A 25,721-nucleotide genomic window follows, 5' to 3' on the forward strand; every position below is an offset into this window, starting at 1 on the left:
GAAATTAAAAAAGCGCCCGGCATACGCGGGCGCTTTTTTTGTTATTCAGATTTTTCGCCTTTCAGCAGGCACATAAAAATGATAATCAGGATAAAAGCAATCAGGGCCAGGAATGGAATCGTAATAAAACCAAACCAGTTAATATATTGGCCCGAGCACGGCACGCCGCTTACACATGGCTTAATGCCGCTAAAACCGGGCACTTTTTGCTCTAAGTAATGCATGGTCGAAATGAATGCCCCTATAATCGCCATCGGGAGCACATATTTTTTCACTCGTGTGTCCCCTTGAAAGGTGGCGATGCCTAAAATCAGGACGAGCGGATACATGAGGATACGCTGGTACCAGCACAGTTCACATGGAATAAACTTTCTGATTTCACTGAAATACAGGCTGCCCAGCATAGCGATAAGAGCCACAACCCAGGAAGCATATAAAAATACGATTCTATTTTTCATATCGTTACTTCCCTTTCAGCTCTTTTTCTATTGTCTCTTTGATTTCATCATAATCCGCAAAATTTTTGATCACTTTATCATTGACGTAAATCGTCGGTGTTGCCTGTATGTTCATTTTTTGATTAAGGTCAGAATCCTTTTCCACTTGAGAAGCGAATGTTTCCTTATCAAGATTTTCCTTGAGCGTCTCAGGTTTTATCTTTGTGGTGCTTTTTGCAAGATCACCAAGGAGGCCTGGGGTTACCCATTCCTGTTCCGTATCCGGCTGTTTTTCGAACAGCTTTTCATGGAAATCCCAGAAAGAGTCAGGGTCTTCCTTCCATACTTCTTCAGATGCAAGAGCCGCTAACCTTGAACCTTTTCCATGGAACATGACGTTCACGAAAGAAAATTTCACATCGCCCTTATCAATAAAGTCTTTTTGTATTTTTGGAAAGATGTCACTGTTAAACACCTTGCAAGACGGACATTTGTAATCTCCGAATTCTACTACAGTTACCGGTGCATCGTCCTTGCCAAGCACAGGCTGCCCTTTGATAGACGGCTGCCCGGAAACCGCATCATTGCCTTGTTCCGTTTTGTTATTAATGATGACAATGGCTGCTAGCAATACAACAACCACAACCGTAAGGATGACCGCGAATTTCGCAGAAGACTGCTGTTTCTTTTTCACTCCGACACCTCATCGTTTTAAAATTAAAAAAGAAGCGGATCGCAATTGACCCACTTCTTTATTTTAACAAGACAAGCGCTGATAAGAAAACCCCGAAAAAATGAATTCTCTCCGACAATTTATTTGTTTTTGAGACGCATGACGCGCATGGCGTTCGCCACAGCAAGCAGTGTAACGCCGACATCTGAGAAAACCGCTTCCCACATGGTCGCAATTCCAAATGCACCAAGAATGAGAAAGATCGCTTTCACACCTAAAGCAAAGCCGATGTTTTGCCACACGATTCGCCGTGTCCGTTTCGCAATCCGAATCGCTTCCGCTATTTTTGACGGTTGATCTGTCATCAGCACGATGTCTGCGGCTTCTACTGCGGCGTCTGAGCCAAGGCCTCCCATCGCGATCCCTATATCTGCGCGGGCAAGCACCGGCGTATCATTGATGCCGTCACCGACAAAAATGAGTTTTTCATTAGGCAAAAGATTAGCTTCTAATGCTTCGACCTGCGCGACTTTATCTTGCGGCAGCAGCTCTGCATATACCTCACCAATCCCAAGCTGTTTTCCGACGGCTTCTCCCGTTTGTTTCGAATCACCCGTCAGCATAGCTGTCTGTTTGATCCCAAGCGACTTCAGATCAGCAACCGCCTGTGCTGCGTCTTCCTTTATCTCATCCGCTATGATGATTGCTCCGGCATAGCGTTGATCAATAGCAACGTGTACGATTGTTCCAGCATTTTCATCCGGGACATCCTCAATTTGTTCTCTTTCCATGAGCTTTTTATTCCCGGCAAGGATCTCAGTTCCATTTACCTTTGCAAAAATGCCGTGACCGGAGATTTCTTCGTATGACTCAATCTCATCGGAGGAAAGCATTTTCCCGTAAGCTTTACGCACAGATTCAGCAATCGGATGCTGTGAATGAAGCTCAGCGTATGCCGCCGCTTCAAGTAATCTATCCTTTGTAAAACCTTCCGCGGGTTTGATTTCTGTCACTTCAAAGCTGCCTTTTGTTAGTGTTCCCGTTTTATCAAACACCGCGTATTTGACTTGATTCAAGGCTTCTAAATAATTGCTTCCCTTTACAAGCACTCCGGCCTTTGAGGCCGCTCCGATTCCGCCGAAGAAACCGAGCGGAATGGAGACAACAAGCGCACAAGGACAAGAAATCACTAAAAAGATAAGCGCGCGGTACACCCAATCGGAAAGCGCGGCGCCAGAAAGAACAAGCGGCGGGACAAAAGCCAGCAATACCGCAATGATCACCACAGCAGGTGTATAATACTTGGCAAACTTCGTGATAAAGTTTTCTGTCCGGGCTTTACGGCTGCTCGCATTCTGAACCAAGTCTAATATTTTTGATACTGCTGATTCCTGATAGCCCTTTGTGACTTCAATATGCAGAACGCCGTTTTGATTGATAAAGCCTGACATTACATCTTGTCCTACCGCAGCTTTTCTCGGAACGGACTCACCTGTTAAAGCAGATGTATCAACCATCGCTGACCCTTGCACGACCTTACCGTCCAGGGGTATGCTTTCTCCCGGATTAACCACAATGATGTCTCCTGTCTGAACGTCCTCCGGGGAAACCTGTTCGATGCTGTTCTTTGTTTTGAGATTGGCGTAATCAGGCCGTATGTCCATTAACGCACTAATTGATTTTCTGGAACGGCTGACCGCGGCACCTTGAAAAAGCTCACCGATTTGATAAAGCAGCATAACGGCGACGCCCTCAGGGTATTGCTGAATCAGAAAGGCGCCGATTGTGGCAAGAGCCATTAAGAAATGCTCATCAAACACCTGACCGCGGATGATATTTTTGACTGCGCGGATCATAATGTCACCGCCGATGATCAAATAAGCAGCGAGGAAAAGCAAAAATTCAATGGTTCCCGAATGAACCAAATATGCCCCTGCGCCGAGAATGACAGCCGCCGCCATTCTGATCAGCATATTGACCATTCTTTTACGATAGCCGTCATCAGCTGATTTCTTTATATGCTTTTGGCGAACCGTTACATGCGGATCAATTGATTTCACTTTTTTCTCTACTTTATTCGTGACCCATTGCTCTTCTTTCCCATCGGCTGAGACAGTTAAGGTGCTTGCCGCAAAATTTACCGCGCATCCGTCAATGCCTTTTATGCCTTTGACTCCATTTTCGATTTTTTGGGCACAATTGCTGCAATCCAAACCGTCCAGAACGTATTCCTGTTTCACTAGTCTCACCTTACCTTCCGATTTAGGGTTCCCTCTTCAAAGCGTATCAATGAGTATTCTATTTACTTTACATATATGAGCATATACTCATATATAAGTTACACCTATTATATGTTGTTTTCCAAGAAAGTGTCAATGAAAAACAAAAACCGGCATATAGCCGGTTTTTTATTTTACTTTTTGCAGACGAAGAGCATTCAGAACAACGGAAACGGAGCTGAATGCCATTGCTGCTCCTGCTATCCACGGTGCTAAAAATCCAAGTGCTGCGATTGGGATGCCGAGGCTGTTATAGCCAAGCGCCCAGAATAAATTTTGTTTAATGTTTTTCATTGTCAATCTGCTCATGCGGATTGCGTCGGCAATACTGTTCAAATCGCCGCGAATCAGTGTAATGTCTGCTGTTTCCATGGCAATGTCCGTGCCAGTTCCAATCGCCATGCCGATGTCAGCTGTGGCAAGCGCCGGCGCATCGTTAATTCCGTCGCCTACCATTGCTGTCTGGCGGCCTTCTTTTTGCAAGCGGGCAATTTCTGCTGCCTTTTGTTCAGGAAGGACTTCCGCAATGATATTCGTAATTCCCGCTTCCTTCGCGATGGCTTCTGCGGTTCTGCGATTGTCTCCTGTCATCATGATGACATCAAGGCCCAACTCTTTCAGACGGGCAACAGCCTTCCGTGACGTATCCTTAATCGTATCTGCAACCGCTACTAGCCCCGCTGCTTCTCCATCAATGGATACAAGCATAACTGTTTTCCCTTCGGCCTCTAGCTCTTCCATTTTGGCGAGAAGAGCCCCATGCTCAACCTGTTCGCTCTCCATTAATTTTCTTGTGCCGACGAGAATGCTTTTTCCTCCGGCTTCAGCCAAAATGCCTGCGCCGACTTTTGCTTCAAAGCGGGTAAGTTTCGGTATCTCAAGCCCTTTATCTTTCACGCCAGCAATAATCGCTTCGCCAAGCGGATGCTCTGATCCCGTTTCCGCTGCCGCTGCAAATTGAAGCAAATCTTTTTCTTCAAAACGGCCGAATGGAATGGCATCCGTCAGACGCGGCTTCCCGTTTGTCACGGTTCCGGTTTTATCAAGAACAATTGTATCGAGACGATGTGTTTTTTCTAAATGCTCGCCGCCTTTAAATAAAATCCCGAATTCAGCAGCGCGTCCAGATCCAGCCATTATGCTCGTCGGAGTGGCAAGACCGAGGGCGCAAGGGCAGGCAATGACAAGAACCGCAATGAACTTGCTGATCGCTTCGGCAAAATCGCCAGGAGCCGCCCAAAGGTACCAAATGAGAAAAGTGAGAACGGCAATCCCCAATACAATGGGCACAAAAATGCCTGAAATCTGGTCAGCGAGACGCTGGATCGGCGCTTTTGACCCTTGTGCTTCCTCAACAATTTTGATGATATGAGAAAGCGCAGTATCCTTTCCGACGTTGACAGCTTTAATTTTCAGAAAGCCGTTTGCGTTAACGGTTGAACCTGTCACGCTGTCACCAGGATTTTTGTCAACAGGAAGACTTTCTCCTGTAATCATCGATTCGTCAACCGCTGAGCGGCCTTCAACCACTTCTCCGTCGACAGGAATTCGTTCGCCAGGTTTGACGTAAACAATGTCATTAACAAGCACTTCGTCGATCGGGATGATTTGCTCCTGTCCGTCTCTTACAACAGTAGCTGTTTTCGCTTGAAGCTTCATCAGCTTTTTAATCGCATCCGAGGAACGGCCTTTTGCTTTTGTTTCAAACAACTTGCCTAATAAAATCAGCGTCAGCAAAATCGCGCTTGTTTCATAGTAAAGGCCGTCTGTATGCCCGTGAGAGCCAAGGCTTTGAAAAGTAAGATAAAGACTATAAGCGTAAGCAGCCGTCGTACCGAGGGCGACCAATACATCCATATTGGCGCTTTTATTTCTGAGCGCCTTATATGCACCCACATAAAACGGCCAGCCGATCAGAAATTGGACTGGTGTCGCCAGCGCAAATTGCATCCACGGATTGAGAAATATATCCGGTACCCAAATGAATGATGTAAATGTAAAATGGCTCACCATCGCCCAAAGCAATGGAAATGACAGGACAGCTGAAAAAATCAGTCTCGCCGTTTGCTTCCTTTCTTCTTTCTTTTTAGCAGCAGCAGCCTCACTGTCCTGTTCACCCTTCAACTTTAGCTTATATCCAAGCTTATTTACCGCTTCTTTCAAATCGCTGACAGACGCTTCTTTCGGATTGTATTCGACCGTAACTGTTTCTAAAGCGAAGTTTACTGGAGCATTTGCGACGCCTTCTATTTTGTTAAGCCGTTTTTCAATCCGATTGGAGCAAGCCGCACAGGTCATGCCTTCAATATCGAATTCAGCTTTTTCTGTAACGACGTGATAGCCCAGCTTTTCTATTTTTTCTTGAATCGCTGCAGTCCCTGTTTCAGCAGGATCGTAGATTACATTTGATGTTTCCGTCGCCAGATTAACATTTGCATCCGTGACACCGGGCATCCGCTTCAGTCCTTTTTCAATTCTGGCAGCACATGCTGCACAGGTCATACCAGAGACCTGCATCGCGATTTCCTTTTGTTCACTCAACATACTCACTCCTTTATATACACCTGGGGGGTATATAAAAATGAAAGAAATATCGCGCCTCCCTAAAGGCGCGATACCTTGAATCACTCAGCTACGTCATAGCCCTGATCTTCTATCGCATCCGCAATATCTTTGATTGATACTTTGTCAGCATCAAACGAAACATCGACTTTACCCGCTTCCAGATTGACATGAACGGCACTGACGCCGTCCAGTTCTCCTACGCTTGTTTCTACTGCTTTGACGCAGTGCTGACAGGACATTCCTTCAACTTGCAATGTTTTTTGTTCCATAATCAATTCCTCCTGTTTATTCTTTGTATTTTTATCCTACCATACCCCCGTAGGGTATTACAATAAAAAAACGCTTTATGATTTTGTGAACTTTTTAAATACGTCCAAAAGCTCAGAAATGGCCTGTTCCCCGTCTCCGCTTTTGATGGCATCTGCTACACAATGATGGGCATGATCCTCAAGCAAATGAAGCGCCACATTTTTCATTGCCGCCTGAACAGCTGAAATTTGCACAAGAATATCTACACAATATCTGTCGTTTTCCACCATGTTTTGAATGCCTCTGACCTGGCCCTCAATCCGCTTAAGCCGGTTTGTAATCTGATCCTTTTCTTTCGAGCTTTTATGGTTTAATGTTTTATGTTCGTTATGCTTTTCCATGCGTACACCTCTGTTTAATGATATTAATTCCCATTATACTGATTGTCCAAACGGTTGTCTAAGCATGCCGACGCAAAAAATGAATCAGTTAGGTTTTACCATTTGATCAGGAGGGTATATACTTCTGTTGATAACGCTTTTAAAGGGGAGAAGAAAAGTGGATGCGATCAAGGTTGGAATATTAGGATACGGATTGTCCGGTTCTGTTTTTCACGGGCCGCTGCTGGATGTTCTGGATGAATATCAAATCAGCAAAATCATGACATCTCGGACAGAAGAAGTGAAACGGGATTTTCCAGATGCTGAGGTTGTACATGAGCTTGAGGAAATCACAAATGACCCTGCCATTGAGCTTGTCATTGTCACCACCCCGAGCGGCCTTCATTACGAGCATGCTATGGCATGCATACAGGCCGGAAAACATGTTGTGATGGAAAAACCAATGACAGCAACAGCTGAAGAGGGGGAAACATTAAAAAGGGCTGCCGATGAAAAAGGCGTATTATTAAGCGTATATCATAACCGACGCTGGGATAACGACTTTTTAACGATTAAAAAGCTGATCTCTGAGGGATCTCTTGAAGATATCAATACATATCAAGTTTCCTATGACCGCTACAGACCTGAAGTTCAAGCGCGGTGGCGGGAAAAAGAAGGCATTGCCACTGGTACGCTGTATGATCTCGGCTCCCACATCATAGACCAAACCCTGCATTTGTTTGGGATGCCTAAAGCCGTGACTGCAAACGTGATGGCCCAGCGGGAAAATGCCGAAACGGTTGACTATTTTCATTTAACCCTGGACTATGGCAAGCTTCAAGCCATTCTATACGGGGGATCAATCGTTCCGGCAAACGGACCTCGTTATCAAATCCATGGAAAAGATTCCAGCTTTATCAAATACGGAATTGACGGACAGGAAGACGCACTCAGAGCGGGAAGAAAACCAGAGGATGACAGCTGGGGTGCAGATGATCCGGAGTTTTACGGACAGCTTACAACCATTCGTGGCTCCGACAAAAAAACAGAAACGATCCCATCAGTAAATGGCTCCTACCTTACTTATTACCGCAAAATAGCGGAAAGCATACGGAAAGGTGCTGCGCTGCCAGTCACTGCTGAGGAAGGTATTAATGTCATCCTCATCATTGAAGCCGCGATGAAAAGCAGTAAAGAGAAACGAACCATTATGCTGGAGCAATAAAACAAAAGCCTCCCCAAATAAGGGGAGGCTTTTTCATTAGAATGTTTTTCCTGCTTCTTTCGCACGCGCAATCGCGTCTTCTTTGATTTGCTGTGCTTTATCAGGCTCCGCATTATGTCCCTCTACGAAAATGCCTTCGAATGATGGTACGCCGAAGAAGTTCATCATGATGCCGATGTAGCGGTGTCCCATTTCCATCTCAGCCGCAGGGCCTTCTGAATAGTAGCCGCCGCGAGCTTGGATATGAATTGCTTTTTTATCAGTCAACAAGCCGACAGGACCTTGTTCTGTGTATTTGAATGATTTTCCTGCAACAGCAACAGAATCGAGATACGCTTTCATCACTGGCGGGAATGAGAAGTTCCATAAAGGAGTAACAAATACGTACTTATCAGCTGATGCAAATTGATCGCTAAGCTCTCCCAAACGGCCTACTTTCGCTTTTTCGCTTTCAGAAAGCTCTTCAAAGCCTGTACCTGACTGAAGCTTTCCCCATCCGCTGAATACATCTGCGTCAATGTGCGGGATGTTTTCTTTGTACAAATCGATATGTACAACTTCATCATTTGGATTTGCTTCTTTGTAAGATTCGATAAATGCTTTACCTGTTGCCATACTGTACGAAGTTGCTTCGTCATGTGGATGAGCAGTGATATATAATACTTTTGCCATTTTTACCAGCCCTTTCGTTTTTAAAAATCACACATCAATTATTATCATACAGATGCATAATGATTATTCTGTCTCTCTTAGACTTTATTATAGAGACAAAGAAATTTACTTTCAAGTAAAACATCTCGAATTAAAGATTATTTAACTTTCCCAAACAGCTTACTTTTCAAAAGCTGTTCTCAAGCCGGAATACAGCGCGGACAATTCTTTACTGATCCGAGGATAATGAGGGACATGCGGCACTTGAATATCCGCAGGCATCCTTTTCATGATAAAGGATTGCTCAGCCTGTTCAAAAAACGCCCGCAGCTGGTTGATCTCTTCATCAGAAAACGGAGCAGACGGACGGCGGTGAGCTTGCGCCGAGAGCAAATAGTACCCTAAGTGCTGAGCACCGGAAATGGCAGGCCAGAGCGCATCCGCATTCGCGTGAGGAAACTCGCCAAGCGCCTTGTCATACGCATCCCGAAGCCTGACAAGACTCACCCTTAACTTGTGTTCGTCGGCAATTTGCCCGGTTAACAGTTTCTCCATAAACTGCCCTTCCAGCCGGATGACATTCCGCACAAGTTCTGGCAGCCGCTTGGTTGAAAACCGCCGCCACAAAAGCATTGTTCCCAACAGCCCGATCACGCTGCCGACAGCTACATCAGTCAGCCTCGCTATCATAAAATAACCGGCGCCCGCCCCGCCATGCATACTTTCTGTGATAACAAGCGCATTTGCGGTTAAAAAGGGAACAGCCAGCGCATAATTGCGGACGATCAGCATCTCAAGAAGACATTGCAGCGCTGCAATACAAAACGCAATATAAACACCGCCCGGCTTAAAAAACAGGATTGCGCCTGCCAGTATAACACCGATCACCGTTCCGGCCGAACGCTGAATAGCCCTGTGAAGCGTAAAAACAACAGTAGTGCCAAGCATGACCGCTGCTGCCGAAAGCGGAATCCAATAGGAGCGTGCAAAGCCGAATGCGAGGGCAAACATATCGGCGGCAAACAGAACAATTCCGTACTTTAACGCTCTAATCAAAACTGGAGACTTCCAGTCAAAGGCATTTCTCAAAAAGTAAAAAGAGGATGGCAGGCGGCTTGGTTCCCCGTCAAGCTGCTTATCAAAACGTCCTGAAGCGATATACAAAACCTCATTGATTTCTTCAAACAGCTTCCGCCTAGGCTCAGATTCATTTTCATTAATCTGAAACGTATTGAAAACCCGTGCATTCGCAAGCATATCTCCGGTTTGGCGAAGTGCCTTTTCAATCTGCGCGGTCTCTCTGTCCGGCGTTTCAGCTGAAAAATGAATAATGGCAATAAATATGTCGTCAGCTTTCTCAAGGAGGCGAAAAAATCGTTCATCATGCCGCGATTTTTTCCGTCTGTTCCCTTTCCCAAGAACCGTTTGGCGGGCTGTTCTAAGCATGAGCACCGTCTGATGCTGTGCGTTATGAAAACCTGGCGTTCCGACGGCTGAAAGACATGCAGCCAGCTGATGATATGTTTTTTGCAGCACCGCTCCCTCCGGTCCATGTTTGTTCCATAACCAGCCGATTAAAGCGATACCCATGGCGAAAATGCCGCCGAGAAACGTCAGTCCCGCTCTGAACAGCGCTTGTGAAGGATCGGCCGGCAGCCCGGAACTGACTAAAAAGGCAAGGACAAAAAACATCGGCGCAGGGCCTTGAATGCCGAGCGCGCTAAAAATAAACATCGCCGCTGCACCGATCAGCCCCAAAACAGCCGCCATCATCCAAAGCATCCCGGACAAAAGCGTCCCTAAACCAAATGAGAGGGCGATCCCAATAGAAACCAAGAGCAGCTTCAAGGCGCGCTTTTTGTACGATTCACCGCCCGCATATAAATAAACAAAGCCTCCGATACTTGCAATTAATCCGTAATCCGTGTGACCTGCCAATGCACCGACCAGCACAGGAAACCCTGAAGCGAAACCTGATCCGATAGCCTTTTTCCAAGGAAATGGATTTGCATGAATGCGAAAGGCATCCTTCACGATAGGCATGATTCTTTGATTGTTCGCAGCAGTTTTGTTCATTTGACAAAATCCTTTTCAATGAATGTGTAGAACTTTTCCAGTTTCTTCGCTTTAGTATGCCCAAAAACGCGGTTAGCTTCTCAATTGGTGCGCACGATAAAAAAACAGAGACTTATACCGTCTCTGCTTCATTACATCAGTTTATTATAAAAGCGGCACCTGTCAGGACTGTTTTGTCCTTCTGCCTTCCTTCAAAAGCAGGTGAATAAAAAATAAAGGATAAATCAATAGATACCCATTAAACAGCCACCACACAAGATCAAAGTCACTGCTGAATGTCCAGAATGATAGCGCCTGCAGACCTGAACAACAGGTCAGCACAAGAGAAATCAGCGCCATCAGCTTCCAGTCAGCTCGATTCACCCGCTGTAGGTACAAGCTGTACAACCCTGTGACAGAAATCAGGATATCCAGCGGAAAAAAAGACCAGTTCCAAGCGATCATAAACGGATGGTCATGATGTTTAAAAGCCCAGCTTTCCGGTATGAGCGAAAACCCGGCTGACAGCCAGTACAAGATAAAACCGATATCAGTCACGAGAAAAAACAGCTTCACATATCTCATTTGTACTGCCCGCTTTTATGTACCGGCTCAGACACCGCAGCCTGCTCGATCAGGTTTAAAGACACAACACCGGCAATAATCAATCCAATTGAAATGACTTTCATGACACTCACATGTTCTTGAAAAAACAAAAAACCAACGACTGTAATCAAGACAATTCCCATCCCTGACCATACAGCATAAGCAACTGATACATCAATGGATTTAAGCGTAAGCGTCAGAAAGAAAAGACTCCCTCCATAAAAGAAAATCAACAGCAAACTGGGAATAAGCTTTGTAAAACCAGACGATAGCTTCATGCTGACAGTTCCCGCAACCTCAAACAAAATCGCCGAGCATAGAAACACCCAATTCATGTCGCATCAGCCTCCTCATCAGCTGTTATACCGTTAAACAAAACATCTACAATTGATTCAAGCACCTCTCCTGTCGTGAACTGATGTTTCAGCGGATATTCAGGGTCATACACTTGATTGATGCTCCCTATATACATGTGAACAAACAGGTCCGGATTGATGTTTCTGATTCTCTTTTGCTGTTTGCACTCGTTTAATAATGCTAGGACAATCGCCCATTCTTCCTTAATAAACGCGTCTAATGTAAGCCACGCATCGTAATGGTATTTCTTTAGTTCATTTAATAATCCCATGTTCAGCAGTTCCATCCCCTGCGGAAGGCTGATCAGCATTTGTTTTACCTTTTCGAGCACATTTAAACTTTCATTTTCATAGATGTCTCTTTCTATTTGCTTCATTTCAGCTATAAATTGTTCGACAACCGCCTCAACAAGCTGATCTTTAGATGAATAATATGCATAGAGCGTCCGCTTGCTCGTTCCCAGCGCTGCCGCCAAATCATTCATCGTAAATGAAAATCCTTTCTGCTTGATCAGCCGGAAGGTTTCCGCCAGAATTCTTTTATCCATATTAATCCCCCGCTTTCGGTACCAAGAAAACTATTTCAGTACCAATATTATACGTCAGAAATTTATGGAAATCAACAATATATAAAAAACCTCTCCTGTTGGGAGAGGTTTAAAAGACACTGCGGACCAAACCGCCGTCTGCCCGAAGTGCCGCGCCATTGATCGCAGAGGAAAGCGGGCTGCTTAAAAATGTAACGAAGTGGGCGATTTCTTCCGGACGGATCAGTCTTTGAATAATAGATGTCGGCCGGTTTTCTTTCATAAAACGTGCCTCAGCTTCTTGAACAGTCAGGTTTTCACCAGGATACAGCGAGTTCAGCATAGTTTCCACACCCTCTGTTAAGGTAGAGCCCGGCATGACGGTGTTGACTGTGACATTCGTGCCGGTTGCCAGCTCCGCCAAACTGCGGGAAATGGACAGCTGCATCGTTTTTGTCGCACTGTAATGGGCCATTTCCTGTGACGGCATAATCGCCGCTTCACTGGCAATGAAAATCACACGCCCTTCTTTTTTCTCTATCATGTTATGCAAATACCTGCGTGTCAGCCTTACACCGCTCATAATATTCACTTCAAAAAAACGAAACCATTCATTATCGGGAATATCAAAGTACTCCGCCGGTTCAAAAATCCCTAAATTGTTGACCAAAATATCAACCTCTGGATATGCCTGAAACAGCTTATTGCAGCCTTCTTCAGTTCCCAAATCAAATGCGGCCGGATAAAGAACCGCTTCAGCATGTTGTGTTTTCAGTTCATCTATCGTCTGATTCACTTTCTCTTCCCGGCGTCCGTTAATGATCACTGCCGCACCTTCTTCAGCTAATGAAGAGGCAATAGCTTTTCCGATCCCTGATGTCGAACCGGTCACCAATGCGGTTTTTCCTTGTAAATTCAGCTTCATTATTCATCCCTCCGTTTTTGATTCCTCTTATTTATTGACAGAAATCTGATTGGTGAAACATCTGCTCTGCAATCAGTATGAAACAGCTGGGATTGAAATGGAAGTACGCACTTTTTGGTGCCTGTGGTTTGGAGAAAAAATAAAGCAGAACCTCTTAAGAGGTTCTGCTTTATTGTCAGTATGTATGGAGACGGTGGGAGTCGAACCCACGTCCAGAAACATCGATTACTTAAGCGTCTACGAGCGTAGCCTGCATATTTATGGTTTCACTCATCTTCTTGCCTGCGGGCGGGCCTTCCGAGAGCTAGTCTGTTCATCTCTTCTTACGTTCTCAGACGGGAACGCAAGCGTAGCCTACTTAGATGTGCTCTTCACAGACACATAGGCAATGTCAGGAAGAGCTCGCTGCGCTTATTAGGCAGCTAATGCTACGTTTTGGTTAAAACTGTTAGTTTTGCCAGTTATATTTATGTGCGTGTTTACGAGATCGCCTCTCGGCTCGCAGCTCAAGCTCGATCCATCCCTGTCGAATCCGTAACGTCCCCTTGGTATAAGGGAAATACGGGAGAAAATATCAAGCTCTCACTCAAACTGGCTATAGTCTTATTATAACATGATCACGGCTCTTTTCAATTGTCAAATCCTTCAAATGAACGGCGTCGTGATCTGATCGTGAACACAGTATAGCACAGGCCTGATTTTCGAATCAAGCACTATGCCTTTAGAAGCCTTTTTGACTGTCTCTGAACGCTCTTTCGATTTCCCGCTTCGCGTCCTTGCGCTTCAGGTCTTCCCGTTTGTCATAGTTCTTCTTCCCTTTTCCAAGGCCGAGAAGCACTTTGGCAAAGCCGTTTTTTAAATACAGCTTCAGCGGAACGAGAGAATAGCCTTTTTCCTTTGTTAACCCAATCAGCTTATTAATCTCCTTGCGGTGCATTAACAGCTTTCTTGTCCGGAGCGGATCGTGGTTATAGCGGTTTCCCTGCTCATATGGGCTGACGTGCATATTGTGGAGAAACACTTCTCCCCGTTCGATTTTGGCGAAGGAATCCTTAAGGTTTACGCGGCCGGCGCGAATCGATTTGATTTCGGTTCCTTGCAGAACGATGCCTGTTTCATAGGTTTCTTCTATAAAATAATCGTGGTTGGCTTTCTTATTTTGAGATAATACTTTTCCTGACCCTTTTGGCATGCCAGAACCTCCTCTCTCTAAGGAAAAACTGTCCACCTTTTGCGATACGCTCTATTTTACCAAATGTCACGTACCGCTACAATGAAAAGCTGTTTCCGAAAGAAAGCAAATAGAGCGCTGCGGCCCTATTTGCTGGTTGAGCTGCTATTTCTTCTTTTTCCGTTTCTGTTTCGGAGCATTCTGGAAGCCGCGTTTTTTCTTTTTCTTCTTCGGCTTAGTGAACCACTCCCCTTTTTCCTCAGACGGAGCTGGAGAAACAGGCGTATTGGTGCTTTGAACACGTTTTCTGGCAGGCTTTCCGCGTTTTCTGCTCCGGCTGCTGTCCAATTCTCTCGGACGCCGCGGAGTGCCCTTCATGCCGACAATTTCAAAGTCGATATTGCGCTCATCTTTATTGACATCGACAACCTTGACTGTGATTTCATCCCCGATGCGGAAGACGTTGCCTGTCCGCTCGCCAATCATTGCGAAATGCTGTTCGTCAAAGCGGTAGTAGTCATCTGTCATAAAGCTGACATGGACGAGTCCTTCAATTGTATTCGGCAGCTCGACGAACATTCCGAAGTTTGTCACAGAGCTGATCATGCCGTCAAACTCTTCACCGATTTTATCAAGCATGTATTCCGCTTTTTTCAGATCATCCGTCTCACGCTCGGCGTCAACTGCACGGCGCTCCATAGATGATGTATGTTCGGCGATATCCGGCAGGCGTTCAGCCCACTTTTCCTGTGTCGCTTCATCGACTTTGCCGTTGATCAAATACGTTCGGATCAGACGGTGAACGATTAAGTCCGGGTAACGGCGGATCGGCGATGTGAAATGCGTATAGAATTCCGTTGACAGACCGAAATGCCCCAAGCTTTGCGGGTCGTATTTCGCCTGTTTCATCGAACGGAGCATAACAGTAGATATAACCGTTTCCTCTGGTCTGTCACGCACAGCGTCCAGAATGCTTTGCAGCGCGCGCGGATGAATATTCCCCGCCGTTCCTTTCACCACATAGCCAAATGTCGTCACAAATTCTAAAAACTTTTGCAGCTTTTCAGCATTCGGCTCTTCGTGAATCCGGTATATAAACGGGACGTTCATCCAATGGAAATGCTCTGCCACTGTTTCGTTTGCTACAAGCATAAATTCTTCAATCAGCTTCTCGGCGACAGAGCGTTCTCTGATCACAACGTCTTTAACCGCTCCTTCGTCATCAACAAGCACCTTTGCTTCTTTGAAATCAAAGTCAACGGCGCCGCGGTCCATCCGCTTATCGCGAAGAATTTGAGCCAGGCGCTCCATGTCTTTGAACATCGGAACAAGAGGCTCGTATTTTTGCTTCAGCTCTTCATCATCGTCAACAAGAATTTTATTCACATCTGAATATGTCATTCTTTCCGTTGTTTTGATGACACTTTGGAAGATCTCGTGCTCTGTCACCTGTCCCTGACTGTTAATTGTCATTTCACAAGAAAGCGTCAGGCGGTCAACCTTTGGATTTAAGGAGCAGATGCCGTTTGACAATCTGTGCGGAATCATCGGGATGACACGGTCAACCAGATACACACTTGTCCCTCTTTCAAGCGCTTCTTTGTCAATCGGCGAGTTTTCGGTTACGTAATGGCTGACATCAGCTATGTGAACGCCAAGCTTGTAGCTTCCATCATCAAGTTTCGTCACGGTAACTGCATCATCCAAATCCTTCGCATCCGCACCATCAATGGTGACAATCACCTGGTCACGGAGATCACGGCGGTCTTTCAGATCTTTTTCATCAATCGTGTCAGGCGTACTTGATGCCTGTTCCATCGCGTCAGCTGGAAATTCTCCCGGCAGGCCGTGCTTATGAATGACCGATAAAATATCAATGCCCGGGTCGTTTTTGTGGCCGAGAATGGTTTCAACCTCACCCTCTGCGTTCATGCGGCCTTCAGGATAGCTCGTCAGCTTGACAACAACCTTATGCCCTTCCGCAGCTCCATTTTTCCCATTTTTCGGAATGAAGATGTCACTCGTGATTTTTTTGTCGTCCGGAATGACAAAGCCGAAGTTTCTCGTTTCTGTATACGTGCCGACAACCCGCTGAATCGCTCTTTCTAAAATCCGTATGACGGTTCCTTCCTGCCTGGAGCCGCTTGACTGTGAATTTAGACGCACCATGACGATATCGCCGTTCATTGCCGTATTTAGCTCATTAGGCGGAATAAACACATCACTTAACGACGTATCCTCAGGCAGCAAAAAGGCGAATCCTTTCGCATGCGCTGAAATCTTTCCTTTTATTAAATTCATCTTCTCCGGAATGCCGTAGCGATCGCTTCTCGTCCGTACGATAAGCCCTTTTTCTTCCAAGGCGACTAACGCTTTGACGAGCTCTTTAAACTCCTCGGCTTCCGTAATATTTAACATCTCCTCAAGTTCCTGAACGGTCAGAGGTTTGTACGCCTCTTCCTTCATAAACGAGAGAAGCTTTTCCATAAATGCTTCTTTTTCCATTATCCGACCTCCTGTTGATTACCAATCGAGCTTCTCTAAAAATTCATACACATCCTGATGGACGAGGTCACGTTCTTTGTCGAGTGTAATGACATGCCCTGATTCCTCGTACCATTTCAGCTGTTTATCATCAGTTTCCACTTCGTTGTAAATAATATTGGCGCTTTCGGTATTAATCATGTGGTCATGACGGGCCTGCACCACAAATGTCGGTGAATAAATCATATCGACATTATTCCGCACATCAGCAATTAAGTCTTGCAGCGCCTTGAGGGTATTCATCGGCGTTTTTTCGAATTCTTTCATTTCCTCTTCAATTTGCTCCGGGCTTTTCCCCTCAAACTTTTTGTAATTGCGAGCGTATGAAAGAACGCCTTGATACATGACCTCTTCACTCTTAATATGCATCGGTGCGCACATTGGGACAATTCCCTTTATGGGTACAGTGTAACCCAATTTCAGCGAAAAAACCCCGCCAAGCGACAGTCCGCAGGCAGCAATGCTCTCATAGCCTTCAGATTTTAAGTATTCATAGCCATCCATTACGTTTTTCCACCAGTCTTCGGGCCCCGTATGTACAAGTTCTTCAGGCGGGACGCCATGTCCTTCATATTGAGGCGCGTGGCACGTATAGCCGCGTTCATTCAAATATCGTCCCAGCATCCTTACATCCGCTGTATTGCCTGTAAAGCCGTGCAGCAAAAGCACCGCTTTGTCTCCGCCTTTAAATGTAAATGGTTTTGGTGTCACAACTTTCATGCTCATGTCTCCCTTTCTATCTGCACGATCATTTTAGTTTTCCACAGTTTAATCAGAAAAAAACGTTTTGAATATCATCCAGAAACGTGAAAAAGGCCTGACTTCACATCAGACCTTATACAAACATTGCCCTATAGGATATAAGCAAGCGCAATCGTTAACACGAAAAACAAGACTGCCAGCACTACCGTAATGCGGTGCAAAATTAAATCAAGACCTCTTGCTTTTTGTTTCCCGAAGAGCTGCTCCGCTCCGCCTGAAATCGCACCAGATAATCCGGCGCTTTTACTGGATTGAAGCAAAACGACAATAATAAGTGCAATGCTGACGATAACCAATAAGGTAATCAAAACTGCGTGCATCCCATACACCTCCAGACTCACTGGCTACATTACTTCTATTTTACATGAAAAGGGTTGGCATGTCACGCTGTATCAGACGCCAAAAGGCCGGATAAGACGTTTTATCTTGGTTACCCTATTCATATGAAAAGGTCAAAGGAGAAAAGCGATGCCGCTTATCAGCATAGACAGCAGGAAACATCTTTTTTATGAAGAATATGGACAGGGAATCCCTATCATTTTTATCCACCCGCCGGGCATGGGACGCAAGGTTTTTTATTATCAGCGCCTTCTATCCAAGCATTTCAGGGTGATTTTTCCCGATTTAAGCGGCCACGGTGATAGTGATCATATCGATCAGCCAGCGTCTATTTCCTATTACGCAAACGAGATCGCGCAATTCATGGACGCTTTGGATATTGATAAAGCTGTGTTATTCGGGTATTCTGCCGGAGGCTTAATCGCGCAGCATACCGGCTTCACCCGCCCCGACAAAGTGTCACACCTTATTCTGTCCGGCGCCTACCCCGCTGTTCATAACGTAATCGGCCAGAAGCTGCACAAACTGGGAATGTATCTGCTTGAAAAAAACCCCGGTTTGCTCATGAAAATCCTCGCTGGCAGCCACACAAAAGACAGACAGCTTCGCAGCATATTAACAGACCATATGAAAAAAGCAGACCTGGCCCATTGGCATCAGTATTATCTGGATTCGCTTGGCTACAACTGCATTGAACAGCTGCCCCGCCTAGAAATGCCAATGCTGTTTATGTATGGCGGCCTGCGGGACTGGACCTTTACAAACGCAGGCTATTACCGAAGATCGTGCAGACATGCCGAATTTTTCAGATTGGAATATCAGGGACATCAATTGCCGACAAAACAATGGAAAACGTGCAATGAGCTGGTGACAGGGTTTGTGCTGACACATCATTCAATATAGAAAACGCTTGGATCTCCTTGCGTTTTCTATATTTTATTGACTTTTGTCAACAAAATCATAGTAAAAAAGATCCTCAAATTTCAAATTAAAATAGTGAAGCATTTTACCGATCACAAGCTGCCCCGGCCGTCTTTCTCCATTCAGCACGCGGCTCAGTGTGGCGGGTGAGACTCCGATTTCCAGCGCAAGCTGATTAAGGGAATAATCGTTATTAACCATATACTGCAAGACATAATCACGTCTAATCTGTATCTTTTCTACTGGCACTTTCCTCACCTTCCATTCCTGAAAAACTTTTTTCTATACTTTTACATTACGGCTTATGTTAACTTTTGTCAATACATTTCCAGTCTACCTATTCCCTTTAGTCAATAAACATACTAAAATATGAGTAACAGTGAGGGACGGGGTGAGATATATGGAAAGCTTTGGCGAACAATTACGGGCATTGCGTGAAGAGAGAAAGTTAACAGTCAACCAGCTGGCGACTTATTCAGGCGTAAGCGCGGCCGGCATCTCCAGAATCGAAAACGGAAAACGGGGCGTTCCCAAACCTGCCACCATCAAAAAACTGGCAGAGGCCTTAAAAATTCCTTATGAGGGGCTTATGTACAAGGCTGGTTACATCGAAGAAGTGCATGAAGCCAGGGCCCCTTATGAAACGAAGTGCAAGCTGCTTGAAAAAGCGGAGGCCTATGACCTGAAAAACCTTGCGCTTCTTGAGAACGAAAAGTGGCAATATCTCAATAAAGAAGATTTGCTCATGCTGGATCATTATTTTTCGTTTATTTCAGATGAAGCCAAAAAACGGTCTGCTGATGACTGACTCTTGATAGAAATGTGAGGCGATAGACCATGTCACCGTTCGGACAGCAATTACGGGAGCTGCGCCGCGCCCGCAAACTGACAGTGAATCAGCTTGCGGTGTACTCAGGCATCAGCTCTGCCACCATTTCAAAAATTGAAAACGGCAAACGAGGGACGCCAAAACCCGCCACGATTAAAAAACTGGCAGCCGTCCTGAAAGTGCCGTACGAAAACCTAATGGCCGCCGCAGGCCATATTCAGGCCTTTCCTGAAGAAATCCGCGAAGCATCAGAAAGCTATCAATCCGTTTATGAAATTTACCAGACGGCTGTCACGCGCGGAGCGGAGCACCTCCCGATTTTCAATAGTCAAAAATGGGAACATCTCTCAAAGCAGGATATTGAAAATCTCAGCAAATACTTCGATTTTTTGTCTTCAGAAGCAAAAAAACGCGCCTCTTCCTCATAATCCCCTGTTTCTCTTTCTATATTTTATCAATCACGCTTGCATACCCTCCCTCGTTATTTGCGTTATAATAGTAACAGACGAGGTGAAAAGTATGAACCAATCAGAAATGTGTCCTAGATTTGAAAAAGCAGTCGACATCTTGAGTAAACGCTGGGTCGCTTTGATCGTATTTCAGCTCTTGAACGGATCGCAGCGATTTAGCGAAATTGAAGCAGCACTTCCAAATCTAAGCGGCAGAGTTCTGTCAGAACGGCTGAAAGAACTTGAGCTTGAAGGAGTAGTGAAGCGGGATGTCATCCCTGAAACTCCGGTTCGCATCGAATATTCATTGACTGATAAAGGAAAGGCACTGGCCCCCATTCTAGGTGAGATTTCTAAATGGGCGACTGAATGGATTGACCCTTCCTTTCTTGACTAATTGCTAAAACGGTTCTGATCTCAAAGACGAGAAAAGAGCCGTTTTTTATTTTTTCCCAGGTGAAAAAACGATTTCTCAGCCGATATATAGTACATCCACACATTACGTTTTTAAAGGAGACCACTATATGCGACTGACGATTTCCCGCAAATTCAGCCTGGTATTTTTGACACTGATCCTGATCAATTTACTTGTAGGCGGAATAGGCGTTCTTAATATGCAGCATATCATTCAAAAAACAGATGAAATCAACACAAAATGGATTGACGGCATCAAAGGAATCACTTCAATTAATTATGTAACCGAGCACCTGTCTTCTAAAGAAAAGGACTTTCTGATTTATACAGACAAAAGCAAAATGGATACACTTGATCAAGAAATGAATCAAATCATGGAAGACATTAACCAAAAGCTCGATAACTACGAAAAAACGATCTCCACTGATAAAGAGCAGAAACTGTTCGAGCAGCTTCAAACTGAAGTGAATACCTATATGGATATTCATGCGCAAATTATCGAAAGCGGCCGCACGAATGACATGGACAAAGCAAGAGGTTTATTGGTTCAGACTGAGGCCAGCTTTGAGGATATGAAAAAAACAATCACTCAGCTTGTTGACTTAAATCAAGAAGGCAGCAACACAGCGGTAAAAGAAACGAAGGCCGTCTATCATAAAGGGCTCATTTACACTGCTTTGCTTGTGGCAGCATCGGTCCTCATCAGCATTTTCATCTGGCTTTATATCACGCGAAACATTGTAAAGCCTATCATTCGCATGAAGGAATCTGCCAATCATATTGCCGAAGGCGATCTGTCGAACGATATGGAGCCGCTCAACTCAAAAGACGAGCTGGGTGATCTGAATGAAGCGTTGCAAAAAATGGTAGGGAATCTGAGAGATATTGTCGGATATTCTAAAGACATATCAAGCCGGGTTCTTTCTTCTTCGCAGGTGCTTGCAACCGCAACGAATGAAACAAGATCCGGCAGCAAACATATTACTGAAACGATGAACGAAATGGCTGAGGGCTCTGAACAGCAGGCCCAAGACGCGGTGACGATTGCCGAATCGATGAATGAGTTCACTGAAAACATTGATAAAGCCTATAATCACGGCATTACAATCAGCGATACGTCTCAAAACGTTCTCGAACTCGCGGTAAGCGGAAACGAAAATATGGCTACGTCATTACAGCAAATGAAAACCATCCACCATATCGTTCAAGAAGCCGTTCATAAAGTGAGATCACTTGAACAGCATTCTCAGGATATCAACAAGCTCGTTCAGGTCATCAACGGGATTGCCGAGCAGACGAATTTGCTGTCCCTTAACGCCGCGATTGAAGCTGCCCGCGCTGGAGAAAGCGGCAAAGGCTTCGCCGTTGTGGCTGATGAAGTCAGAAAGCTGGCTGACGGCGTTTCTGATTCCGTGCAGGACATTACCCGGATTGTAAACGGGACACAGCAGGAGATCCACACTGTCATTACGTACTTGGAAAGCAGCTTTACAGAAGTCGAAAAAGGAACGGAAAACCTGACAGACACCGGGCAGGCTATGCAGCATATCAAACAATCCGTCACCCATGTTGCAGACAGCATTAAGGAAGTAACGGATGGCCTGAAGCAGTTAACAAACCAATCGATTACCATCAATCAATCGATTGAAAATATCGCTTCTGTATCCGAAGAGTCTGCCGCCGGCATTGAAGAAACATTTTCAATTACCGAGCAATCCGCCCATTCGATGGATCAAGTGCTTCTAAATGCTGAAGAGCTTGAGCAGCTGGCCAATGAGCTTAATGAGAAGATGGGTCAGTTTACGATTTAAATAGAAAAAAGAGGCTGGACTCCAGCCTCTTTTTCTATTCTATGCAGCTGATTGAACATGTTTCGCCCCGGTTCTTTTTTTCTTCACCGGACTTAATGCCCGCTCCAGCCAAGCCATGAGCAAATCCGCCCCTACCGCCATCACCGCAGTTGGTATCGCTCCGGCTAGAATAATCGCAGTTCCGTTTGTTGCGTTTGAGCCGCGGACAATCATGTCCCCAAGGCCTCCGGCACCGACAAATGTGCCGATCGCTGTAATTCCGATGGCAATGACGAGAGCCGTGCGAAGGCCCGCCATAATGACAGAAAGTGCGAGCGGGAGCTCAACCATTCTGAGTACTTGGAATTTCGTCATGCCCATTGCTTTTCCCGATTCTAAGTAGGCATGTTCAATACTGATAATGCCTGTGTACGTGTTTCGAATAATCGGCAGCAGGGAATACAGAAATAATGATAGAATCACGGTATTTGCGCCGAGCCCCATAACAAGCATTAAGACGGCCAGCATAGCGAGCGCCGGGATTGTTTGAATAACGTTTGTTACGGCAAACACCCAGGCTGACAAACGGCGAAAATGCGCGATGAGGATTCCGGCCGGAACCCCGACGACAGCGGCACACAATACGCCGTAAGCCGACATGAGAAAGTGGCGGCCGAATTCATCCATGACGTAACTGCCATTCTGCGCGTAATACGTCATTAACTGTTCAAGCACGTTCATTGACCTCTTCCCCCTTTCACGATTCGAAATAGCGATGTTTTTCTAAATATTCCTTGGCAACGACAGACGGTTCTTTGAGATTGCCGTCGACTTCATAGTTAAGCTCCTGCATCGTGGCTGTGTCGATTTTTCCGAGCATTTTCTTGATTATGCCTTCAAGCTCAGGATGTTCTTTGAGCACCTTTTCCGGAACAACCGGAGAGCAATCGTACGGCGGGAAAAATTGTTTGTCATCCTTTAGCATTTTGAGACCATAGGACTTGATTCTTCCATCGGTTGAATACGCAAGCACAATGTCCATCTTTCCGCTTTTCACCGCGTCGTACACAAGGCCGATCTGCATCGGATACGTGCCGCCGAATTTCATGCCGTAGGTTTTCGTAAAATCCTGATAGCCGTTTCCTTTGAGCTTCATCCAATAGTTATCAACGCCCAGCTTTAATTGCGGCGCCCATTTTTTAACGTCTGATACGGTCTCTAAATGGTATTGGTCGGCCAGTTCCTTGCTGACTGTAAAGGCATATGTATTATCAAACCCGTAGGAGTTATACCATTTTAAATTGTATCTTTTTTTAAACTCCCGCTGAGTAAGCGCCAGCGCTTTGTCCGGATCTTTTTCAGGTTCCATTCTCAACGTACCTGTCAGCGCGTCTCCCGTATATCTTGTGGCCGCAATGTCAATTTCCCCGTTCATTAAAGCCTGCTGCTGCACCGCGTTGGAGCCAAGATTTTTAATCGTTGTTGTTTTGAGATCAGTATGGTGTTCGATCAACTGGCCAAGCATGCTGGCGATGATTTCTGATTCGCTCATGCTTTGCGCGCCGATTTTAATGGTCTGGTCTGCAGCAGCGCTGAGACCAGGAAGCGAACAGCCGCTCAGCGTCAGCGTTGCCGCAAGTGCTAAACCTATCATTAATTTGAGATATTTTCTTTTCATGAGCCGCCTCCTTATGACAATTCATTCAATCTCTGCATGCCGGCAGGTGTCAGTTTTCGTTCAGCAACTGCCAGCACATAATCAATCACAATTGCCAATATCGTGACAGGTACCGCGCCCCCGATGATATATTCCGGCTGATATAAATTCAGTCCGATAAAAATGTAATCACCCAATCCGCCGCCTCCGATAAAGGAAGCAAGCGTGGCCCAGCCGATTAAGTAAATCGTCGATGTTCTGATTCCCGCCATGATCACTGGTGCGGCAAGCGGCAGCTCCACCAAGCGGACTTGTTCAGACGGCGTCATTCCGATTCCTTTACCAGACTCGAGCAGATTTTTGTTGACGCCGCGAATGCCGGTATACGTGTTGCGAAGAATCGGCAATACGGAATAGAAAAACAAAGCCACAATGGCCGGAACCTTCCCTACACCAAGGAGTGGGATAAAAAAAGCGAGGATGGCCAGACTCGGCAGCGTCTGAATGATATTGACAATGCCGATAATGGTGCCGGCTCCTTTTTTCATTCTGGTAAGCACAACCCCGAGGGGGACGGCAACCAGCACGCCCAGGATCACAGCAATGAGCGATATCGTAATATGCTCGTATGTTTTATAAAGAAGCTCGCCCCCATTGGTTTGCAAAAATTGAACAATATGATGCATGACTTATCGCCCCTCCCTATGACAATGCTGCGAGCTGCTTTTCTTCTCCCCAGAGGGAGTCATACACGATGTCGACCAGACTTGCCCTCGTCACAATTCCGATCAGGCGTCGGTCTTCATCCACAACGGGAACATATTTGACACCCCGTTTTAAAATTTTGCGGACCGTGTCGCGCAGCAGTGTGCCGCCCAGTACTGTGTATATATCTTCATGTAAAACCTCACCTATGAGATTGGCCTTTTTCCGGCATTGATCAATGATTTCAACATCGACATAGCCTTGCAGAACGTGCTCGTCATCGACGACCAGCAATGAATCGACCCGTTCCTGCCTCATCAGCTGAATGGCCTCAGAAAGCGTTTTATCCGCGGTGATCGTTACAGGCTGTGTGTTCATAATCTGGTCAACCCGTTCAACATCCGGGCTGGATGACTGAATCAGCCGCTCCTTGCCGATAAATTCCTCAACAAATTCGTCTGCCGGATTTCTTAAAATGTCATCGGGCGTTCCAACTTGAACGATTTCTCCCGCTTTTAAAATCACAATCCGGTCTGCCAGCTTAATCGCTTCATCCATATCGTGGGTAACAAATACGATGGTTTTATGTAAGGTTTTTTGCAGTTTTTTAAATTCTTCCTGGAGGGAATCCCTCGTAATCGGGTCGAGTGCCCCAAACGGTTCATCCATTAAGATAAGCGGCGGCTCCGCGGCAAGTGCCCGTAATACACCAATACGCTGCTGCTGCCCCCCGCTTAATTCATGAGGGTAACGGTCTACATATTCAGGCCCCATATCGACCAATTTTAAAAGCTCACGCGCCCGTTCTTTCCGCTGCTGCTCCGGCCATTTCAGCAGTTTTGGGACGAGTGAGATATTCTGCTGAATGGTCATATGGGGAAACAGGCCGATCTGCTGAATCACATAGCCAATTTTGCGCCTGAGCTCTACAGGATCCTGGTCCATGATGTTTTCGCCGTCAATGAAAATCTTTCCGGCGGAAGGCTCAATTAATCGGTTAATCATTTTCATTGTTGTCGTTTTTCCGCAGCCGCTCGGCCCGATAAAGCAGATAAATTCGCCTTTTGCAATCTTAAGATTTACGTTGTTCACAGCTTTTTTGCCGCCCTTGTATGTTTTCGAGACATTTTCTAATGTCAGCAAACATCGCACCTCCAAAATTAAGTTTATTCAATTTGTTCAGTTTTAATTTAATTTTTCAGACAATTGAAT

The 25,721-nt window shown here is 45.6% G+C and carries 27 protein-coding genes and 1 other RNA gene; 6 read left to right on the plus strand and 22 right to left on the minus strand.

Annotation, left to right across the window (positions count from 1 at the left end):
• Positions 1 to 41 precede the first annotated feature (41 nt).
• The 6 genes from MKX38_RS17060 to csoR all read right to left on the minus strand — a co-directional run bounded on the left by MKX38_RS17060 (position 42) and on the right by csoR (position 6,604).
• A complete protein-coding gene (locus tag MKX38_RS17060; protein WP_015384637.1) occupies positions 42 to 458 on the minus strand; it encodes a disulfide oxidoreductase in 417 nt (138 codons plus the stop codon).
• A 4-nt stretch (positions 459 to 462) separates the two neighbouring features.
• A complete protein-coding gene (gene bdbD / locus MKX38_RS17065) occupies positions 463 to 1,131 on the minus strand; it encodes a disulfide bond formation protein BdbD (protein ID WP_003228414.1) in 669 nt (222 codons plus the stop codon).
• A 119-nt stretch (positions 1,132 to 1,250) separates the two neighbouring features.
• Positions 1,251 to 3,359, minus strand: coding sequence for a heavy metal translocating P-type ATPase (locus tag MKX38_RS17070; protein ID WP_339187809.1), 2,109 nt, complete (start codon positions 3,357 to 3,359; stop codon positions 1,251 to 1,253).
• A 159-nt stretch (positions 3,360 to 3,518) separates the two neighbouring features.
• Complete coding sequence (gene copA, locus MKX38_RS17075; protein ID WP_339189457.1) at positions 3,519 to 5,930, minus strand: copper-exporting P-type ATPase CopA; 2,412 nt, start codon at positions 5,928 to 5,930, stop codon at positions 3,519 to 3,521.
• Between the two features lie 83 nt (positions 5,931 to 6,013).
• Positions 6,014 to 6,223: a copper chaperone CopZ gene (copZ, locus tag MKX38_RS17080; protein WP_339187811.1), complete on the minus strand. Its 210-nt coding sequence runs from the start codon at positions 6,221 to 6,223 to the stop codon at positions 6,014 to 6,016.
• A 75-nt stretch (positions 6,224 to 6,298) separates the two neighbouring features.
• Positions 6,299 to 6,604, minus strand: coding sequence for a copper-sensing transcriptional repressor CsoR (csoR, locus tag MKX38_RS17085; RefSeq protein ID WP_003228404.1), 306 nt, complete (start codon positions 6,602 to 6,604; stop codon positions 6,299 to 6,301).
• Between the two features lie 127 nt (positions 6,605 to 6,731).
• On the opposite strand from csoR, the gene iolW reads away from it, so the two are divergent.
• A complete protein-coding gene (gene iolW / locus MKX38_RS17090) occupies positions 6,732 to 7,808 on the plus strand; it encodes a scyllo-inositol 2-dehydrogenase (RefSeq protein WP_339187813.1) in 1,077 nt (358 codons plus the stop codon).
• Between the two features lie 36 nt (positions 7,809 to 7,844).
• On the opposite strand, the gene azoRB is transcribed toward iolW, so the two are convergent.
• From azoRB to secG, 11 genes are all read right to left on the minus strand, one after another.
• A complete protein-coding gene (gene azoRB / locus MKX38_RS17095) occupies positions 7,845 to 8,480 on the minus strand; it encodes an FMN-dependent NADH-azoreductase AzoRB (RefSeq protein ID WP_003228400.1) in 636 nt (211 codons plus the stop codon).
• 159 nt (positions 8,481 to 8,639) lie between these two features.
• Complete coding sequence (locus tag MKX38_RS17100) at positions 8,640 to 10,535, minus strand: FUSC family protein (RefSeq protein ID WP_003243180.1); 1,896 nt, start codon at positions 10,533 to 10,535, stop codon at positions 8,640 to 8,642.
• A gap of 162 nt (positions 10,536 to 10,697) precedes the next feature.
• Entirely contained in the window at positions 10,698 to 11,099 is a 402-nt protein-coding gene (locus tag MKX38_RS17105; RefSeq protein ID WP_339187815.1) for a YvaD family protein, read from the minus strand.
• Positions 11,096 to 11,455, minus strand: a complete 360-nt coding sequence (locus tag MKX38_RS17110) for a multidrug efflux SMR transporter (protein WP_116315867.1) — start codon at positions 11,453 to 11,455, stop codon at positions 11,096 to 11,098. Before MKX38_RS17110 ends, MKX38_RS17105 begins: the two co-directional genes overlap by 4 nt.
• Positions 11,452 to 12,024, minus strand: coding sequence for a TetR/AcrR family transcriptional regulator (locus MKX38_RS17115; protein ID WP_003243160.1), 573 nt, complete (start codon positions 12,022 to 12,024; stop codon positions 11,452 to 11,454). The genes MKX38_RS17110 and MKX38_RS17115 overlap by 4 nt, the downstream gene beginning before the upstream one ends.
• A 109-nt stretch (positions 12,025 to 12,133) precedes the next feature.
• Positions 12,134 to 12,928 (minus strand): SDR family oxidoreductase, encoded by a 795-nt coding sequence (locus MKX38_RS17120; protein ID WP_015251225.1) that lies wholly within the window; start codon positions 12,926 to 12,928, stop codon positions 12,134 to 12,136.
• 182 nt (positions 12,929 to 13,110) lie between these two features.
• Positions 13,111 to 13,473: a transfer-messenger RNA gene (gene ssrA, locus MKX38_RS17125) on the minus strand.
• Between the two features lie 176 nt (positions 13,474 to 13,649).
• Entirely contained in the window at positions 13,650 to 14,120 is a 471-nt protein-coding gene (smpB, locus tag MKX38_RS17130) for an SsrA-binding protein (protein ID WP_003220025.1), read from the minus strand.
• Positions 14,121 to 14,264: 144 nt separating this feature from the next.
• Positions 14,265 to 16,604 (minus strand): ribonuclease R, encoded by a 2,340-nt coding sequence (rnr, locus tag MKX38_RS17135; RefSeq protein ID WP_003228386.1) that lies wholly within the window; start codon positions 16,602 to 16,604, stop codon positions 14,265 to 14,267.
• An 18-nt stretch (positions 16,605 to 16,622) separates the two neighbouring features.
• Positions 16,623 to 17,363, minus strand: a complete 741-nt coding sequence (locus MKX38_RS17140) for a carboxylesterase (protein ID WP_003242610.1) — start codon at positions 17,361 to 17,363, stop codon at positions 16,623 to 16,625.
• A gap of 131 nt (positions 17,364 to 17,494) precedes the next feature.
• Complete coding sequence (secG, locus tag MKX38_RS17145; RefSeq protein WP_003220028.1) at positions 17,495 to 17,725, minus strand: preprotein translocase subunit SecG; 231 nt, start codon at positions 17,723 to 17,725, stop codon at positions 17,495 to 17,497.
• 148 nt (positions 17,726 to 17,873) lie between these two features.
• Here secG and MKX38_RS17150 point away from each other — a divergent pair, with 148 nt between their 5' ends.
• The gene (locus MKX38_RS17150; RefSeq protein ID WP_106073403.1) at positions 17,874 to 18,647 is read left to right on the plus strand and encodes an alpha/beta hydrolase; all 774 of its coding nucleotides are present in this window, start codon (positions 17,874 to 17,876) and stop codon (positions 18,645 to 18,647) included.
• 33 nt (positions 18,648 to 18,680) lie between these two features.
• Here MKX38_RS17150 and MKX38_RS17155 read toward each other — a convergent pair whose 3' ends face one another.
• Positions 18,681 to 18,914 carry a helix-turn-helix transcriptional regulator gene (locus tag MKX38_RS17155; RefSeq protein ID WP_009968172.1) on the minus strand — a complete coding sequence of 78 codons (234 nt, stop codon included), beginning with the start codon at positions 18,912 to 18,914 and terminating at the stop codon, positions 18,681 to 18,683.
• Between the two features lie 151 nt (positions 18,915 to 19,065).
• On the opposite strand from MKX38_RS17155, the gene rghR reads away from it, so the two are divergent.
• The 4 genes from rghR to MKX38_RS17175 all read left to right on the plus strand — a co-directional run bounded on the left by rghR (position 19,066) and on the right by MKX38_RS17175 (position 22,168).
• Entirely contained in the window at positions 19,066 to 19,473 is a 408-nt protein-coding gene (gene rghR, locus MKX38_RS17160; RefSeq protein WP_003220034.1) for a transcriptional repressor RghR, read from the plus strand.
• 29 nt (positions 19,474 to 19,502) lie between these two features.
• Positions 19,503 to 19,922, plus strand: coding sequence for a helix-turn-helix transcriptional regulator (locus MKX38_RS17165; RefSeq protein ID WP_014480905.1), 420 nt, complete (start codon positions 19,503 to 19,505; stop codon positions 19,920 to 19,922).
• Between the two features lie 91 nt (positions 19,923 to 20,013).
• Positions 20,014 to 20,340, plus strand: coding sequence for a catDE operon transcriptional regulator CatR (gene catR / locus MKX38_RS17170; RefSeq protein ID WP_003242888.1), 327 nt, complete (start codon positions 20,014 to 20,016; stop codon positions 20,338 to 20,340).
• Positions 20,341 to 20,467: 127 nt separating this feature from the next.
• Positions 20,468 to 22,168, plus strand: coding sequence for a methyl-accepting chemotaxis protein (locus MKX38_RS17175; protein WP_339187819.1), 1,701 nt, complete (start codon positions 20,468 to 20,470; stop codon positions 22,166 to 22,168).
• Positions 22,169 to 22,207: 39 nt separating this feature from the next.
• On the opposite strand, the gene opuBD is transcribed toward MKX38_RS17175, so the two are convergent.
• Genes opuBD through opuBA form a run of 4 tightly spaced genes read right to left on the minus strand, consistent with a single transcriptional unit; the run spans position 22,208 to position 25,652 of the window.
• Positions 22,208 to 22,888: a choline ABC transporter permease OpuBD gene (gene opuBD / locus MKX38_RS17180; protein WP_014480907.1), complete on the minus strand. Its 681-nt coding sequence runs from the start codon at positions 22,886 to 22,888 to the stop codon at positions 22,208 to 22,210.
• 16 nt (positions 22,889 to 22,904) lie between these two features.
• On the minus strand, positions 22,905 to 23,825 hold the full coding sequence (gene opuBC / locus MKX38_RS17185) for a choline ABC transporter substrate-binding lipoprotein OpuBC (RefSeq protein ID WP_116315863.1): 921 nt from the start codon (positions 23,823 to 23,825) through the stop codon (positions 22,905 to 22,907).
• 11 nt (positions 23,826 to 23,836) lie between these two features.
• Positions 23,837 to 24,490 carry a choline ABC transporter permease OpuBB gene (opuBB, locus tag MKX38_RS17190; protein WP_116315862.1) on the minus strand — a complete coding sequence of 218 codons (654 nt, stop codon included), beginning with the start codon at positions 24,488 to 24,490 and terminating at the stop codon, positions 23,837 to 23,839.
• 16 nt (positions 24,491 to 24,506) lie between these two features.
• Positions 24,507 to 25,652, minus strand: coding sequence for a choline ABC transporter ATP-binding protein OpuBA (opuBA, locus tag MKX38_RS17195; protein WP_014480909.1), 1,146 nt, complete (start codon positions 25,650 to 25,652; stop codon positions 24,507 to 24,509).
• Between the last annotated feature and the right edge of the window lie 69 nt (positions 25,653 to 25,721).

This window comes from Bacillus sp. FSL M8-0025, assembly GCF_037975475.1.
GTDB lineage: Bacteria > Bacillota > Bacilli > Bacillales > Bacillaceae > Bacillus > Bacillus subtilis.